Source organism: Salinivirga sp. (assembly GCF_055145285.1).
The window spans coordinates 1-17116 of sequence record NZ_JBSRDC010000004.1 but is presented as its reverse complement, the minus strand read 5'-3'; the positions used below and the strand labels follow the sequence as shown (position 1 = coordinate 17116).

The following is a 17116-nucleotide window of genomic DNA, read 5'->3' as shown; positions in this document are numbered from 1 at the left end:
ACAAATATTATTATGATACGAATAACTTTTTTACTGATTTTATCCTTTTTTCTCACTTTTGGTTACGCCCAAAAACAACCTGTTTCAGTGGCGTTTTATAACCTTGAAAATTTGTTTGATACCATTGATTCCCCAAAATCTGGCGATTTTGACTGGACTCCCGGTGGTGGTAAAGCATGGGATACGGAAAGATATCAACGTAAATTGAATCACCTGGCTTATGTAATTGAGAAACTGGACGGCGATAAAAAACAAGCCGGGCCCGATATTTTGGGCTTTTGTGAGGTAGAAAATAGAACTGTGGTAAAAGACTTGATAAAAACCGCGCCAATTGACCAGGCAGGTTATGAAATCGTACATTATGATTCACCCGATCACCGGGGTATAGATGTGGGTTTGTTGTATCGAAAGGACCGGTTTGAGCTAATCGACAGTAAAACCTATACTTTAACATTTCCCGGAGAAGATTACCACACGAGAGACCAGTTGCTTGTGGTTGGTAAATTACAGGGCGAAAAAGTGCATGTAATCGTTAATCATTGGCCTTCGCGCCGGGGCGGGCAGGAAAAAAGTAACTACCGAAGAGTGGCAGCAGCAAAACTTACTAAATCAATTATCGACTCGGTTCAAGGGGCTGAGGCACAAGCCAATATTATTGTAATGGGCGATTTTAACGATGATCCAGCCAATGAGAGTATTGCTGATGTTTTAAAAGCTACATCTGATAAAACCGGGCTGAGTGACAAAGGCTTTTATAACCCCTTGGCGAACCTTTTATCAAAAGACCGGGGAACATTATGCTATCGTGATGACTGGTTTTTGTTTGACCAGGTTTTACTTACCAAATCGTTACTTGATAAAGATGGCCTAAAGTATGAAAAGGCAAACATTTATGATGATGAAAGTATACGTGTACAAGGTGGTAAATACGACGGTCATCCATTACGTACGCATGCTGGTACACTTTACCTGAAAGGCTATTCAGACCATTTTCCTGTGTATGTGGTTTTTGAATAGATTACATAAACTTGAGGGGAAAATTCACGAAAAGCTCGAAATGTCGTAAATAAGATTTTCGGGATTCAGCTAATTGCAATAATTTGTGATTAATTTGCTGTTGTTTGCTGCTAATTAATTTAATGGTTCAAAAACAAACATCATGAAACACTTGCTATTACTGATTTTTGCCCTGGCTAGCCTGGTAGGTTTTACCCAGGACAAACCGAAAGTTTTTTATTCCGACGGAAAAAGAGTGATGACTGCCGAAACTTTCGACGATTTTAAGCGACATATGCGTTTAAAACTCGGAAAAGATGGACTGCAGGTCAATTTTAATATTTATAAAAAGTTGACTCGTAATGATTCGTTGATCAGGTATTTTAAATACACTACTAAAAAAGCCGACCCGGGGTTTCATTATTTTGAGTATTTAAAGGTAGGTAAACCCCTGCCTGATTTGCCGCTTCAGCAATTGAACGGTGATACTATGCATCTTTCAGACCTGAAAGGCAAGCCCATTGTGCTCAACTTTTGGCATACACGCTGCTTTCCATGTATAAAAGAGATGCCTCTGCTCAATAAAATTAAAGAAGATTACGCCGATCAGGTGCATTTTTTAGCAGTAACCGATGATGACCCTGAAAAAGTTAATATTTTCCTGAACGATCATGAATTTCATTTTACGCACATCGTACGCGCAGATGAATTTTCAGACACCTGCGGTATTCTGGCCGTGCCCAAATTCTTCTATATCGATAAAAACGGCAACTTTTTGGAATCGGGCCGCGGCATAGGATTTATTAAAGGAGAAGATGGTAAGTTGCGTATGGGAAGTGATGCACATATTCGCGGCGCTATTGATGATTTGTTGAAGGAGTGATTATTTCGAAGGAAGATTAATGATATGTTTACTTTTTAAATCGGTTTTTCATTCCCCTGCTGTTAGGAAAAGCTTATATACAGGATAAGTTTAAAGCAGGCTGTCCAAAAAGGTTCGAAGCCCCCTTAATGGGAGACCGGCTCCAAGCCGGCCTCCCATTGGCCGCCAAGCAATTTCGCCCGTTTTGCCGTTCATGGCCTTAATGTAGAAATTCTGCACGAACCGCGTGCAGGCAGTCCGCTCCTTTCGGTTAATGCCATATGGCACAAATATAGAAGAGTTAGTGAGGGTGCGAGGTGAGCAAAAAAAGAGGCCACTTATAGCAGCATCTTTTATAACGTTTGTAATATTTAATTAGGATACCACGCGATACAATGCACGGTCGCCGGGGTAGCCCGGCGAGCATTTATATTCAGATAAGTAAAAAAACAATAACCCTCAAAAAAACACCCCGGAAGTTAAGCCTAACTCCCGGGGTGCAGTATAGTTTTGAATTATTACTGTATTACCGTACAATTAGTTTTGAAACAAATTGTTTGTTGGTGTCAGTAGTTAATCTAATAAAATAGATGCCACCGTTTAACTGACTAATTGTTATTGTGTTATTGCCTTTGGTGTTGGTGATTTCATTTACCACACGACCCGTAGCATCTGTAATTTGAATATTTTTTACATTTTTGATGCCGTCCACAGTTACCTGTCCGTTTTCTGCAGGGTTGGGATACAACCGGAAGTTTTGGTTTTCAAAATCTTCAAGGCCTGTGCCAAAGCTGAATGCAATGGTTTGGGTCTCCATAACGTTGCCAGAACCATCTTCAACATTGGAGATGGTTATTTCATAATCTCCTTCTGTGAGTTCGTCGATGGTAAGCATCACGTTTGTTAAGGGGTAACCGATAGCCGCATCAGTTACTGAAATGCCATTATTTACGCTGTAATTAGCCAAATTTAAAGCACTGTTTTCTTCCGGTATTTCGCTGAATGTTACTTTTAGCGAAGTAGCACTGTTTGCAGTTACCTCGTTGACCATGGGAGCTGTATGGTCGCCACTTTGGGTGTCAAAAGCACCTCTTAGTTCAATTTTCCATTCTCCAAAGTCCCATTTTAGCGGACCAGAAATATCGTAAATTGTTCCAAGTGAAGGCTCTATTTCGTGAATCTGAGTGTTGTGCACAGCCATAGTGCCTGTGCCATCATTGATTTCCCACATACCATAACCTAAGTCGGTGTTGGTGCATTCAGCTCCTGCAATTTTAATTAGAACACTTTCATATCCCTCACCGAGGTCACTAATTTGAATTGTTTCTATAGCAGGTAGTACATTATCGCGACTTATTAGATAATAATCTGTTACATCAACAATTTCTGTTAAGTCGTAGTATTCTGTGACGGTTCCGGTAAGAATTACGCTGTCGCCAATTTGTGGATTCAATACATCATACACATAAATGCCGCTCCAGGGGCCGCTGCCATCCTGAACAAAAAAGCCCTCACCAAAATTGGCCGTTACAACGCCCGTAATGGTCACTTCCTGGCCTTCGAAGGGTGTTGCGGCCTGTTCACCCTGGACATCGGCAATTGTTTGAATTGTGCCGTTAAAAATGGCTTCTGCGTGATAGGTGTAGGGCACAGATTGATACGATCCGTTGTCGTCTGTAGCTTCAATGGTATAATAAATGTCTGTTTCGCTGGCCTGAGCAGGGATTTGTGCTGTAAATTCATCGCCTGAGGCATTCATAGATACTGTGTTGGTCATTGACTCAATGTCGGTTCCCCAGTATAAAGTTGCACTTATGGTTCCTGTTCCGGTGATGGTAGCAGCAATATCAACGGCATCGCCGGTAAAAACCAGGTCTTGCGATTGTGTTACACTGGCAATACTGATGCTATTTGCCGCAGCACCGTCCCAAATCATATTTACCCATTCCGGGTTGTCGATAAAGGGGTTACGGTTTTGCTGGTAACCAAAAATGGCGTTGTTTCGGTTGCGTTCAAAAGCATCGGGCGGGTCCTGCTCGTTCCATTGCAAAAGTGCCGATAGCCTGCCGTGTAGTGGTTGGGGTGAATTTTCAACCTGGTCATTTACTTCCAGGTCTACCTCACCATTTTCGCCCTCATAGCGGGTAGCCATGTAAAAGATGATGCGGGCAATATCGCCTTTTACCTCATCACGTGGCTCCCATGCTGTGCTGGTGTAATAGCAGCCTGTGGCTTCGTCGTGTTGGGTGCCGGTAGCCTGGCAATTGTCAAAGTCTTTGTTGCTGCGGGCTATGTTTACCGAGCCATCGGAGGGTTTTAAATTATGAGCATCGGCTCCTGTGGGAAGCTCGGTATCGAATTGCCCGTGTGATTTTGCCCACACGTGCTCACGGTTCAGAAAATCGCCGCCTGTGCCATAGTCAGTACCGTCAACTGAAGAACCTTTATAAACCGTTATTACATTTCCGGGTGTTGCTGTATCTGCGTCGGACTGCAAAAATATGTCTGAAGCATAAAAATAGGCCCACTCCATGTGGCCGGAGATGATATCGTTTAAAGCATTTTTAAGTTCTGTGCCTGTTTTGCCCTCGGTGCCATTGTAATAGCCTGTGGGTTGGGCTGCCAGTTGCATTGTCAGGAACAATGCCAGTATGAGTGTGATATTTTTCATTGTTTAGATATTTTTCTGTTGTTTGAGTCTAAAAACCCACATACTCCCGAAGAAGTGATGTGGGTTTTATGTTTGTAGTTTATTTTTAGAAACGAATTCCAAGGTTAACCATAAACCTGCGAGGAGGTCCAAAAAATACGGCTGCTGATGCTGCATCGAAATTTTCACCAGGGTTTCCTCCGCCAAGTACCTCAGCGTTGTTTTGTGCTGCGGTAATGTAACGTTCATCAAGCAAGTTTAATATGTTGAAACCAACGTTAAGTTTTATTTTTTCATACCAGGGTAAGGGGAAACTGTAGCCGGCATTGAAATCAAATAGAATATGCGATGGGGCTTGCCATGGCTGGCGAGGATTACCTTCGTCGTCCGTGGCTGTTTCGGGTTCAAAGTCAGCATAATATCTGTCAAAATAGGTACCTGTTAATGAACCGTATAGCCCATCAATGGGTTCATAGCGTACCTGACCACCAAATTGCGTTTGTGCGGCTCCACCTACATATATGTTACTTATGTCAAATGAAATGTCATATTCATAAGCAGTACCTGTAAAGGGATCATAATTGAATAGTGTAAGATTATCATATTCTTTATCCCAGGTCCAGTCACCAAGGGACATCCATCCTTTGATTTCTAATTCTTCTATGGGTTTAAGTGTAAAATCCAATTCAACACCCATGTGTTCAGCATCTAATCCTGCATAATTATTATACCATTGCCCTGAATTGGGTCCTTCTTGTTTATAAGCACTAATTCGGCGAACAGTATTCTCCCATCTTGTGTAGTAACCATTTAGACGGGCAGAGAACAGCTTGGATTTATATTGAAAGCCTAACTCAACGGATTTAATTTTTTCATTTTCAACTTGATCATTATATTCAACAGTATAGCCCTCATATATGTAGGATAACATCTGCACTTTATCATAGTACCCTCCATTTACAAAAGCATTGATTCTGTCGGTAAAGTTATAGTTGAAGCCACCTTTGATGGTCCATCCATAGAAGTTTTTGTCATTACTGGCAGTATCAGCAAAATAATCATCCTTTTTATAATTCACCATTGAACCGGTTACATTAATAAGTGCAGAATATACAGGGGTGGAATACTCTGCCTGGAAATAGGATCCGCCCCATTTGGCATAGCTAGTAGAGTAGTACAATATTTTATCGCCTTCGCTCTTCATGGCGGCTTTTGGGTTTTCATCGTAATTAAGACGTTGATCACTTTCGTCTATGTAGTAATCTCCTCCAAGTAAGTCATCTACCTGACCATAATGTGAACCAGCATAAGCTCTTAAATCAACTCCAAAATCAAGAGCAAGTGGCTCTATGGGCTTGTAATTCATGTTTCCGAGATATCCATACCATATGTGGTCATTTCTTTGTTTGGCCACGGCATATCTTGAGCGGTAGAGGGTTCCAGAGTATTCTGGGAAAATTGGTGGGCCGGTAAAACCAGAAGTGTCTGTATTGGCATCATACCTGCTTTGTATATCTGCCTGGCCTGTTGCTGGATCATAGTTCACGGTATATCCTGAACCATCTTGTTCTCTGATGCCGGAAATGCCACCGCCACGACCAATTGACATGTAGGCGATATTATAAACGTTTATTTTATCAGAGATATTCCAAAAATCTTTCAGATAAAACATGGGTTTGAAATAATCGTTGCGGTTCATGTAGAATTTTTTTGCTTCAGCATCAGGATTATCTCGGGTTCTTCTCAAATAGCCCCAGTTGCGGTTATATCCTATTCCTTTGTCAACAACCTGGGTTGAAACTGAAGTGTCAACACCATTTTCCAAAGCATAGTCTAAATCGAACATTTGAATCCTGAGTTTATCACTTCTTTGTATGTGTTTTTGAGGAGCTCCATAGGTTGTGAAGCTAAGGGTGTGATTTTTAATTCTTTTGTTGACCTTGGCAAAATAGAAGTAAGCATCCGTTGTCATGGCATCAACCCAACTTTTACCTGTTTTGTATGATCCGGCCACGGTAAAAGACCAGCCATTGCCTATCTCACCACTGTTGAAACCTGCTGTGGTGGTTGATTTTCCGTATTGGTCGAGTCTTTGTTTGGCGTTGAATGATAGTTTGTTGTCAATTCCTTTGGTCAGTATGTTGATGGTACCGCCAACAGATGGGATGGCCAATTTTGAAGAGCCCAAACCGCGTTGCGTTTGCATGGTGCGGGTTACAGCGCTTAGTCCAAACCAGTTACTCCAGTATACGGTACCATTTTCCATGTCGTTCACGGGAATTCCATCTAAAAGTACACCAACAAAACGACCATCAAAACCACGCATTTTTATTTCTGCATCACCCTCACCACCACCTTGTTGGGTAGCGTACACTCCGGGTGTTGTGTTGAGGAGCATGGGGAGGTCACGGCCGGCCAACTCTTCTGTAATTTGACTCTCTTTTATGTTGATAAATGCCACCGGTGTTTTTCTGTCAATGGCTACATCGGCTACAACTTCAACCTCATCCAGCATTTGGCTTTTTAGAGAAATTTCAAGGTTTACCGGTTTGTTACCAACTCTAACAGGAAGGGTTTTGCTTTTGTAGCCTACATAAGAAATATTCAGCTTATAATTTCCCGGTTCAACCTGAAGTTTAAATTTACCGTCCATGTCAGCGGCTGTTCCTTTACCGGGATTGTCTGCAAATACAATATTGGCGCCTATCAAGGGGTCGCCGTTAGTAGCATCTACCACAACTCCTTCAATGGTGGTAGTTTGTGCAACTAACCAGTTTGTTAGAGCTAAAGCTAAAATTGTGAATAATACTCTCATTGCAAAAAATTTATATTTAATACTGCTATAAATGTATATTTATAAAAAAAGCGGGTACCCATAGAGGAATACCCGCACTTTAAATATGCTTTTTTATTCTATAATCAGTTGTTGTGTGTTTTCTGTGTGGTTGTCAAAAGCTACACGCATCAGATACATGCCTTTTTCGAGTCCATTAGTTTCAAGAACAATGTTTCCGCTTTTATTGTTGATGGGGTATGTTTTTATAAGCGATCCAAGAACGTTGTAAATTTTTACACTCACAATGTTTTCAGCACCCATAATTCTAACTGCGCTATTTGCTTTAGCGGGGTTCGGATAAACAGCCATTTTTGTTTTAGCTGGCGCTGCAGAAAAATCACCAATTCCATCGTAGTCGTAATAATCCGGGTATCCGTCGTAGTTGGGGTCACATTCAGATTCGTGATAGCCTAAATATTGCCATACATTTTGTGGAAGCGAATCCCATTGTTCGGCAGGATTAAAAGCAGTTGGGTTACTTGTTACACCCTGCTGCACTGTTGCCTGACGAATCAGTGTGTGATTTGATGTCCATGATAACCAGTAATACTCACCGGCTACGTAATTAAGCGAATCTGCATCAGTCCATCCTTCACCCGGATCTTCACCAATTTTTCCCAAAAGGTCAATTAAATTGTCATTTTTAAGAATAGCAACAGCATCGTTACCATTAAAATAGTTGGGATCCAAGCCGTATTCACCTTGCCCTGCAATATCCGCCATATCGTAAAGTTCCGGATCAACAACACCATAGTCGTTTTCTACGGTTTGCCCGTTAACTACTACAACAACATCGTAAGGCTGAATTTCCTGTACTGAATCTACATAAGCAAGATTGAGCTCATCTGTCGGATATACATCGCCGTTTGAAAAACGAACTAATGTGTAACCGGTAAGCGAAATTGGATTAGCTGTGGGGTTATAAATTTCTACGCCTTTGTTTTGTGAGTCCCCTTCTATATATTCGGAAATAAATAGATCGGAACAATCTTGCGCTGAAAGGCTAAAAGCCATTGTAACAGCCGCAATAATAAGTAATAATTTTTTCATAATTTTTATTTTTTGTTGGTTGTGTTTGTAAATCTATTCGATATTTGTTGTCTGATGGTTACATCCCTGTTGATAAATTTTTAAGGAAAAGGGTTTAAAATTAATGAAAATGAATAACTCTTACCAGAAGGGAAGGTTTTTTTTTGATAATTAGAATAAAATGCAATGAATTTAGATATTTTTGTAAAAAAATTCTAAAATTATGTGGAAATCTTACCGGAAGTTTTTAATTATTACACTTTTACTTGGCGTTGTTTTGTTTTTTTCAGGATGGGTGATATTGAAATTTACAAAATTGGTTAGTTTCCACCCCGGCTATCTTTACTTACTTATTGCCTATCTTGTTTTTTCGTGGATTATCCAATATTCGCTATATCGATACGTGCAAAAACGCTTAGCTGTTTTTAACCGGGCCTTTATGGCTTTAACCGGGTTGAAATTATTGGTGCTCATAGTTGCTATGATCATTATGGCATTTTCAGTGCCGGAAATTTTTAAATATTTGCTTATTGAGATGCTTGCGTTATACCTGATATTTAGCGTGATAGAAATCCGCGATATTTTGAGGTTTATGAAAAAATAGCCCGTTTAGTTTTAGATCAATTGAGCATCAATTTTATAGGGAAACCGCACCAAATATAATCTGATGCGACCCCAAAAATTAACCCACTGGAAATTGCCTGAAACCATCACAGGCTAGAATAATCCGTTTCGCCCGTGGTGTGATATTTTCAATGGCGGTCGCTGCGAGAAAACGTATTTGCGCTATACAAACAGAAAAAACCGCACAGGCTTCCCCATGCGGTTTGAGGCAAATTAACCCTAATCACCCTATAGTGTGCCTCCACCACCATCTTTTTCGTAATCGGTTGAGCGCTGAAGTTTTTTGGGTTCTTTTCCCCATTTGAATCTATATGCCAACTCTATGGCAAAAAAGTAGCTGATGTCAATGTTGCCATCGTTTTTGAAATAATAGTTTGTGTCGGTTCTTTCAATGGCAGCGTAGGTGAAATTATAATTGGCCGGTACTGCAAAACCACTTACCTGCCATCTTTCATTGATCTTATAATCTGCCCCAATAATAATTAAAGGATCGCGAATGGTTTCTGATTTATATTGCAGGCGGGGGCTGTTATATTGTATTTGTGCCATAAAATGTATTGGCTTGTCTTTCCAGGGCGACACAGTAAGTGAACTGTTTACGCCCCAGGCCATTTGCTCGTCGCTATAATTGTCCGGACCATAAATTTCGGTGTTGAATAACCGTATGTTGGCATTTAATCGCATCCAACGGGTAATTTTTATTGCTCCAGTGAGGCTTAGGCCGTATTCATATCTTTTGCCCACATTGTCGGGCTGCACAACCGAAATACCATTTTCGTTGATGAAAGTGGTTTGCTGGCCACTATTTGTGGTATAGTCGATATAGGCTTTGGGTGCAATATAGTTCGATTTAAAGTTGATGGCATATTGTAATTCTGCCCGGTTGATAAGCTGTGGTTTCAGGTCGGGATTTCCACGTGAAATAGTGAGGCTGTCGGCTTGTGTTTCAAAGGGGTTCAGTTGTCCCATGTCAGGCCTGTCGATGCGGCGGCGTGCACTGAACTTAAGTGATGAGGTTTTGGATAAACCATACTTCAGGCTCATTTGTGGCAGAAGCTCCAGATATTCATTGGTGGCGCTGGCGTCTATGCGGCTATGTGAATACGACATGCGCAAACCCGCATTCCATTGCAGTTGCTCTATTGCTTCACCGGCACTAACATAGGCTTCCTGTCTGATTTCATTAAATTTGAAATCACGATCGACATCCTGGTCGGCTTCAAATTTGTTGTCGTACCATTGGTAGTAAGTCCAATAGCCGGCTTTCATTTTAATGCTGCCCAGCATTTGCTGGTAATCATTTTTCCACTCAAGCATGTTGCGCTCATTATTGATATCTTCGAACCGGTTTATTTCCAGCGGTTCTGATAGTTCACCATTCAGGAAGGTGTAGGTGTAATCGTAGCTATTGTCACCGTTGCTTGTATAGTTGTAATAGTTAACCTGACTCGTAAATTTATTGTGTTTTTCATCAAATTTATGTTCATAGAAAAGGGAGTGATAAAGTCCAATACCAAGGTCTTTTTGATTCATGAGTAGGTCATATTCTTTCATCAACACATCGTTTGTTTGTTGTATGCCATGCTGTTCGTAATTTTTTTGATTCATGTTGCGCAGATATACGCTACCATAAAGGTTTATGGTGTTTTTATCATTTAGGAACAGATCAATTCCATAATTTGTGCTATTGTTCATCCACGTGGCGTTACCGGAGCCTTCTTCATAAAGTGATGTTACATTATTGCCACTAATAATGCGGGTTTCGGTAGTTTGATTGGCATCGAAGTTTTCGAAATGTAAGCGATCTGAGAGAAATACGCGAAATTTATCATTTCCGTATTCAATACTGGCATTATGGTTACCCAATATCGATTCCGGATTAGGTAACTGGGCAGAAATTTTTCCCCGGCCACCTTTGGGGCGTTTTTTTAACACAATGTTGATCACCGCGTCTATGTCTGCTTCATATTCCACGCCGGGATTGGTTACAATCTCTACTTTATTAAAATCATTTGGGTTGAGTTGTGCTACGAAATCTTTATCGCGTGTGATGCCATTTACCTGGTACAGAATATTACCTGTACCTTCGAGCGTTACATTGTCCTGGAAATCAACCGTAACTCCGGGGATTTGTTTGAGTACATCCATGCCGTCGGTTGACATCTCCTGCACCTTTGTGTTTACCGTATAAACCGTGCGGTCGACTTCCTGCTTTCCTTTAAGGCGTTCTTCTTCTACCATAACCTCATCAAGCTGTTCGCTTTTAGGATTTAAAGGTATGGTGCCCACTTCCAGGATTTTATTTTCTCTGTTAAGCTTAATGGGAAGCATCTTGCGTTCAAAACCAAGATATGACACCTGTAACCTGTAATTGCCATAAGGAACTCCATTCAGTTTGAAGTGCCCGGTTTCGTCGCTAATGATTCCTGCGACAATGTTCTCTGTTGTTTGGTTCATTAATGCAACATTGGCAAATGCTACAGGTTCTTTGGTGTTTGCTTCAATTACAATTCCTGTAATTGTTCCTGGTTTTTCTGCGGCCTGGGTACTGATACTGAAAAGGAGACATACTAATGCCAGGGCCAAAAAAGGGTGATTTTTGGGTTTCATAAAATAATGGTTTTAAGGGTTAATAAACGGAAATGAATGGGGTTAAACATTCATTTTCGCGGGTTCAATATTAGGACGAACACTTCATGCATATGTTACACCTGGTGATAAAATTTTTATCTTTGGTGGATAGGAAATCATTAAGCATCTTGAATGCAGTAAGTTAAAAAAGACAGAAAAATGAAAAAGATTAATGTAGCTATTCAGGTTTTACCACAGGGAGTTGATAATGTTTACGATGTGGTTGATAAGGCGATTGCTGTAATTGAAAGCAGCGGCGTAAAATATCGTGTTTGTCCGTTTGAAACAGTTATTGAAACTACCTGGGATAATGCATTGGAAATTCTCACCAAAGTGAAAGAGGAAGTACTGAATGTGGCTCCTTCGACACTGATAAATTTGAAGATGCAGGCTTCTGAAAAAGATGTAGCGATTGAAGATAAGACGGGGAAGTATGATGGCTGATGCTTTTTTAAATTCCAAATTTCAAAAGGTTCTGTTGAGCTTTCACGGGTTGTTTCTGCGTGTTTGTTTAGAATCGGTTTTTTCACAGAGCGTTATCATTGACGGAAATTCTATAAAACCTTGTAAATAAATAGTGAGGGTCTGGCTTTGAGTGCGGTCCTCACTGAAAGGCAACGATTTAATGGAAGCCTTGCTGCAATCTTATCATTGGATATTAGCCTGATTGATTTGTTGCCCGGCCTCCGCTATTTGTACATATAAAAGGCCGCAACCTATCTTATTGGTTCGACTCTGGGGGATATGTACTTTACGATTAGGGTTGTTTTAAAACGCCAGTCCTACTCCCACGCTTACAGGATAAAGTTCCGGTCCTTCGTCTTTTTTGAATAATGGATTGGCGCTGTAGGTGGCATAAATACTCCAATTATTGACTCCTGCAGCGGCTCTGAATCCATAACGGAATGTGTTGAGGTGATAATCTTCTTTTGTTTTGGATTTATCATCATCGTCGGCCACCAGTTTTACGTACGAGCCGATTTTCACACCAGCATATCCACCCACAAGGAACCAGACTTCTTTATTACCAGCCGGAAAATGGAATTCCAATGCCAGTGGCGCTGTCAGGAATACGGTTGTGAGCTTGTTCTTTTTATAGCTTTTTAACGATACACTGTCATAGTAAAGCGCTGAACTGTCGTTTTGAAGGACCAGTTGTTTGTTATCGAACTTATAGTTGTTCCAGCTGAAACCAAGACCCGAGACCAGCCCTACACGGTCGTCAATAATGGGTATGGCTATGTCGAAAAGATTAAGGTTAAACTCCAGCGATTTTGAGTCTTCCAGCTCCAGGTAGTATTGGTCTTCGCCAAGTGTGAGCGATTGGTCCGGGGTCATGTATGTGTTTAGTCCTAATTCAATACCTCCCCAGTGTGAATCAAAATCGGCGCTTTTATGCTTTTGTTCTGTGCGGTTGTCTTCGTCGTCATCATCTTCAAAAGTATCGTAGTTGCCACCCACCTTATCAATAATGATGATGCGTTTGTTTTTTAAATCAATATAGGTGGTGTCAGGTGTATGTTGGTTGCTTATGGTATCCTCTTGCGCCTGGATTTTCCCGGTGGTAAAGAGGATTAGAATGCTGAGGATTAGAATTATTTTTTTCATCATGCTTTATTTTCCGATTTCGTGTTTATGACTATTCGTTGTAATGATAAGTTACCTTATTTATTTACTGTTCTTGTGATGGAAAAAAGCCTCGTTGAAAAGTGCACTTTTTTCTTTTGACCACGATTGTCATATTTGGCCTGCAGGTTCATATTCGTTCCTACTTTATTGTTCACGGCCTCTACGCCTTTTTGTGCTACTTTAAAAAGGGTTAATTTATCTTCGGGTTTTACATTGAATGAGGGCTGGCTGTTTTGCGCATACATTTTATTCATCACCTCATTGGCTGAAATAACTTCGGTTTGCATTTCAGGCTCTGGCATGTTTTCATTTTCAAAGTTTTCGATGCTTGCCTGCCTGATGGGCATGGGTTCAAGTGTGGTAAAATGTTTTTTTGTAAAAGTGGGTTTTTGTTTTTGAATTGTTTCTTCCTTCCGGTTTTGGGCAGTTGTAAAGTGTTTTATTGTATTAACCATGTGGCTCTTCATGGCCGGATTGATAAATGCCGGGTTGGGGTATCGGCCCTCCTCAGTTTGCTGTTCTATTCCGGCCATTTTTTTATTAAACTCCTGATAGGTGTTTTGGTTAATGTTGGCAATACTGATAAACAAATAAAACAATGCTGCTGCAGCTGCTACTCCCGATAATGGGTACAGGTACCGCATGCGGGAGTTACGCTTTTTTAATTTGCTTTTTTCGGGATAGGTGATTTGTTCGGGTATCAGCTTAGTGGTAAGATAATCTTTTTCAAGTTTGTCAATACCGTTTATTTGTTTTTTAAATGTATCCCATTCCTTGCGTTGTGCAAGGGTCAGGTCGTTTTCCAGGGCTGCAATAATCCAGTAGTCGGCATCTTCGATGGATGGCCTGGTTTCAAAGTTTGGTAATTGCCAGGGTTTAACACCGGGAAATGGAATATCTTCAGCCTCAAGGCGGGTTTTAAGGTAACGAGTAAATATGTTTCTGAAAGCCGGATGTTTTTCTAATTCTTGTGCAAATTTTGTTTTCCCTGCCGGAGATAAATCTTCTTCCATTGCAGCAATACACCATTCGTCAATGTTTTCATCATTGATGGGCTCGTCCTCCAGGTTTTTCTTGAGGGCATTTTTGGCATCAAAAACCACATCTGAATCAGGAAGTGCGCTGTTCTTTATCAGATCGAGTTCTTCTTTCAGGTCAGGGTTTTCTTTCAGAAACTGCATGAGGGATTGCTCATCGGCTTCTGAGAGTTGACCATCGAGATAGTCGATCATATAGATTTCGTAGTTATTTCGATTAATGTTTGTCATTATATTACATTTTCCATGGCACCAATATATTTCTTCAGATACAATCTCGCCCGGTATATGTATACTTTCACCTGCGATTCGTTGAGTTTGGTTATTTCTCCTATTTCCTGGTAGGAGTAACCTTCATAATCGCGTAGCATCAAAACCGAACGCTGTATTTCGGGCAGTTTTTTAACTGCTTCACTCAGCACTTCGCTCAGGTCGGAGTACTGGTCGTCGTGCGCGTAATCTTGCTCCTGCACTGTTTCGAAGTCGTCTTTGCGGTTTTCTTTACGGTATACATCAATCATTTGATGATACGCGGTGGAAAAAAGGTATGAACGGGCTTTTTGGCCATCAATTTCTTTCCTTTTCACCCACATTTTGGCAAACGACTCCTGTACAATGTCCTTGGCAAGCTCCTCGTTACGAGTGTTTTTGAGCATGAATCGGTACACGGCATCACTGAACTCATCAACACTCTGATTGTATTCCTCTGTGGTCATGGTGTTAGCTTTTCCGGTTGTATGACGATAATGATTCGCAAAAGTTACAAGAAAATTTTAAAAAAATATAGTGTTTTACGATGATTAGGCTGTACGTTTTGCCTGTTCAACAAACAGATTCGTTTAAGGGAGTGGTGAAGCGACGTTATTTGTTTCAATTCCTTTGTTGCTGTTTTTTATTGCTTTCCAGAAATTGGTAATTCAATAATAAATGTTGTGCCTTGTCCTTTTTCACTGTTTACATCAATTTGTCCGTTGTGCCGGTCAATAAATTCTTTGCATAAAATAAGTCCCAGACCGCTGCCTTTTTCTTTTTCTGTTCCCTGGGTGGATATGCTTGAGCGTAAGCTAAAAAGGTTTTCCTGGTCTTCGGGGCTGATTCCCACGCCATTATCTGATATTTTTATTTGTGTTGATGTGTTTGTTTGTTGTGCTTCGATATTGACAGTGCCATTTTTGTGTGTGAATTTTATGGCATTACTGATCAGGTTGTACAGTATTGATTTGAGCATGTTTCTGTCAGCAAATATTTGCATATCATTGTCAATATTTTGCTGAATGGAGATGTTTTTAATTTTTGCCGAGGCATTTGCAATGTCTGCCACATTATTGGTGATGTCTCGTAAATGCAGCGTTTCAGGGTTAAAGCTCATCTGGCCTGTTTGCATTTTGGCCCAACTCAATAAATTTTCGAGCAGGTTTAAGGTGTTTTTGGCTGAGGTGTGTATATGTTTTGCGAGGTATTTAGAGTGTTCAATGTCGTTTTTATCGTCATCTTCCTGCAGCAAGTCCGACAGGCCAAGAATACTATTGAAAGGGGCTTTTAGATCATGGGCAATAATAGAGAAAAGTTTGTCTTTGGTTTTAATCATGTCCTCAAGCGAATTGGTTTTTTCCTGAAGGCTTTTTGTTTTCTCGGCCACTCTTTTTCTGAGCATACGGGTCCATATAACGAGCATAATGATGAGGACGATAATAGGGATAAGGCCAATGCCTATGTACCGGAGCACTTTCATCACCGATATTTGTTTACGTTGATAAATTTTCCATTTGTTTTGCAGCTTTTCTTTTAAACCTGAAACCTTCAGTTCATCAATTCCGTCGTTTAAAACTGAAAGTAGTTCTGTATCGTCATTTTTTACGGCAAACCGGTACAAAATGGGCATAATGGAATATCCAATCGATTTGAGGTTGTCGATATTAGCATCATCAATGGTTTGCATGGCAATGGAATAAGGTGCTAACACAGCATCTCCCTCACCCTCTGATAGTAAACGAATGGCTTCGGGCAAAGAGCCTACCTCGGTGGTGTTTTTATAAAGGGCCATGGGTTCAATAAAACGGTTAATAGAAGCATCGCCCTTTAAAGAAATAATTTCTTTGTTTGCAAGATCACCGATCTCTTTTATCGGGCTGTTTTTCCGCACAAATACATCGTAATAATCCTCGTTGTAAGGAATGGTGAAATCAAAAACAGAATCTCTTATGTCGGTGTAAAGCGTTGCCAGTAGTAGGTCAACTTTGCCGTTTTTTAAGTTGTTGAGAGCTTCCTCCCATTCCGTAAAACGGAACTCTATTTTAAAGCCATAGGCTTTGGCTATATGCTTTATTACCTCTACATCGAATCCCCGGGCTTCGCCGTTTTTATCAAGGTAGGTGTATGGTTTGTAATCATAATCGCCACCCACAATAATGGTTTCTTTTTGCAGAGTACCTTTTTGTGTTGCAGCCAAAGATGCATTACTCTTCATAAGAAGAGCTATTGCCAGGCACACAAGGCATAAAATGTGATATCGGTTGCTCATAAGAAATAGATGCGATAATAAAGAATAAAGATAACAAATCTTTGAAAATGATTCGTAAGAAATAAATTATAATGAAAGGTTTATTTGAATATAGCCGTGGGGGGGGCTTGTTGTCGAGATATTGGTGTTTTGTTCATTCTGTTTTTATCCGCGAAAGGTTACTTGGTAGACACGGTGTGTTTGCCAATGAATTTCCGGGATGATTTTTTGTTTTTATGCAGGTAATTTGCTTACACACGCCGTGTCTTATTTAAGTATGGTTTTGTCCGGAATGTTTTCACGCGGCGAGCGCAACGATTTT

At 40.6% G+C, this 17116-nt stretch carries 12 protein-coding genes; 4 read left to right on the top strand and 8 right to left on the bottom strand.

All coding sequences use genetic code 11. From position 1 onward, the window contains the following. The first annotated feature begins 12 nt into the window (after positions 1–12). Positions 13–1017, top strand: coding sequence for an endonuclease/exonuclease/phosphatase family protein (locus ACTB0Y_RS00505; protein WP_463204821.1), 1005 nt, complete (start codon positions 13–15; stop codon positions 1015–1017). A gap of 142 nt (positions 1018–1159) precedes the next feature. Continuing rightward, positions 1160–1879 carry a TlpA family protein disulfide reductase gene (locus ACTB0Y_RS00500; RefSeq protein WP_463204820.1) on the top strand — a complete coding sequence of 240 codons (720 nt, stop codon included), beginning with the start codon at positions 1160–1162 and terminating at the stop codon, positions 1877–1879. Positions 1880–2384: 505 nt separating this feature from the next. On the opposite strand, the gene ACTB0Y_RS00495 is transcribed toward ACTB0Y_RS00500, so the two are convergent. From ACTB0Y_RS00495 to ACTB0Y_RS00485, 3 genes are all read right to left on the bottom strand, one after another. Further along, complete coding sequence (locus tag ACTB0Y_RS00495) at positions 2385–4529, bottom strand: endonuclease (RefSeq protein ID WP_463204819.1); 2145 nt, start codon at positions 4527–4529, stop codon at positions 2385–2387. 85 nt (positions 4530–4614) lie between these two features. After that, positions 4615–7323: a TonB-dependent receptor gene (locus ACTB0Y_RS00490; RefSeq protein ID WP_463204818.1), complete on the bottom strand. Its 2709-nt coding sequence runs from the start codon at positions 7321–7323 to the stop codon at positions 4615–4617. 93 nt (positions 7324–7416) lie between these two features. After that, positions 7417–8394 (bottom strand): lamin tail domain-containing protein, encoded by a 978-nt coding sequence (locus tag ACTB0Y_RS00485; RefSeq protein WP_463204817.1) that lies wholly within the window; start codon positions 8392–8394, stop codon positions 7417–7419. 202 nt (positions 8395–8596) lie between these two features. On the opposite strand from ACTB0Y_RS00485, the gene ACTB0Y_RS00480 reads away from it, so the two are divergent. Beyond that, entirely contained in the window at positions 8597–8977 is a 381-nt protein-coding gene (locus ACTB0Y_RS00480; RefSeq protein WP_463204816.1) for a hypothetical protein, read from the top strand. A 248-nt stretch (positions 8978–9225) separates the two neighbouring features. On the opposite strand, the gene ACTB0Y_RS00475 is transcribed toward ACTB0Y_RS00480, so the two are convergent. After that, complete coding sequence (locus ACTB0Y_RS00475; RefSeq protein WP_463204815.1) at positions 9226–11607, bottom strand: outer membrane beta-barrel protein; 2382 nt, start codon at positions 11605–11607, stop codon at positions 9226–9228. 180 nt (positions 11608–11787) lie between these two features. Between ACTB0Y_RS00475 and ACTB0Y_RS00470 the strand changes: the two genes are divergently transcribed. Beyond that, a complete protein-coding gene (locus tag ACTB0Y_RS00470; protein WP_463204814.1) occupies positions 11788–12072 on the top strand; it encodes a thiamine-binding protein in 285 nt (94 codons plus the stop codon). Positions 12073–12396: 324 nt separating this feature from the next. Here ACTB0Y_RS00470 and ACTB0Y_RS00465 read toward each other — a convergent pair whose 3' ends face one another. The 4 genes from ACTB0Y_RS00465 to ACTB0Y_RS00450 all read right to left on the bottom strand — a co-directional run bounded on the left by ACTB0Y_RS00465 (position 12397) and on the right by ACTB0Y_RS00450 (position 16761). After that, positions 12397–13236 carry an outer membrane beta-barrel protein gene (locus tag ACTB0Y_RS00465; protein ID WP_463204813.1) on the bottom strand — a complete coding sequence of 280 codons (840 nt, stop codon included), beginning with the start codon at positions 13234–13236 and terminating at the stop codon, positions 12397–12399. 56 nt (positions 13237–13292) lie between these two features. Then, the gene (locus tag ACTB0Y_RS00460; protein ID WP_463204812.1) at positions 13293–14525 is read right to left on the bottom strand and encodes a hypothetical protein; all 1233 of its coding nucleotides are present in this window, start codon (positions 14523–14525) and stop codon (positions 13293–13295) included. Further along, positions 14525–15010, bottom strand: coding sequence for an RNA polymerase sigma factor (locus ACTB0Y_RS00455; protein ID WP_463204811.1), 486 nt, complete (start codon positions 15008–15010; stop codon positions 14525–14527). The genes ACTB0Y_RS00460 and ACTB0Y_RS00455 overlap by 1 nt, the downstream gene beginning before the upstream one ends. A 176-nt stretch (positions 15011–15186) precedes the next feature. Beyond that, positions 15187–16761 (bottom strand): transporter substrate-binding domain-containing protein, encoded by a 1575-nt coding sequence (locus ACTB0Y_RS00450; protein ID WP_463204810.1) that lies wholly within the window; start codon positions 16759–16761, stop codon positions 15187–15189. Between the last annotated feature and the right edge of the window lie 355 nt (positions 16762–17116).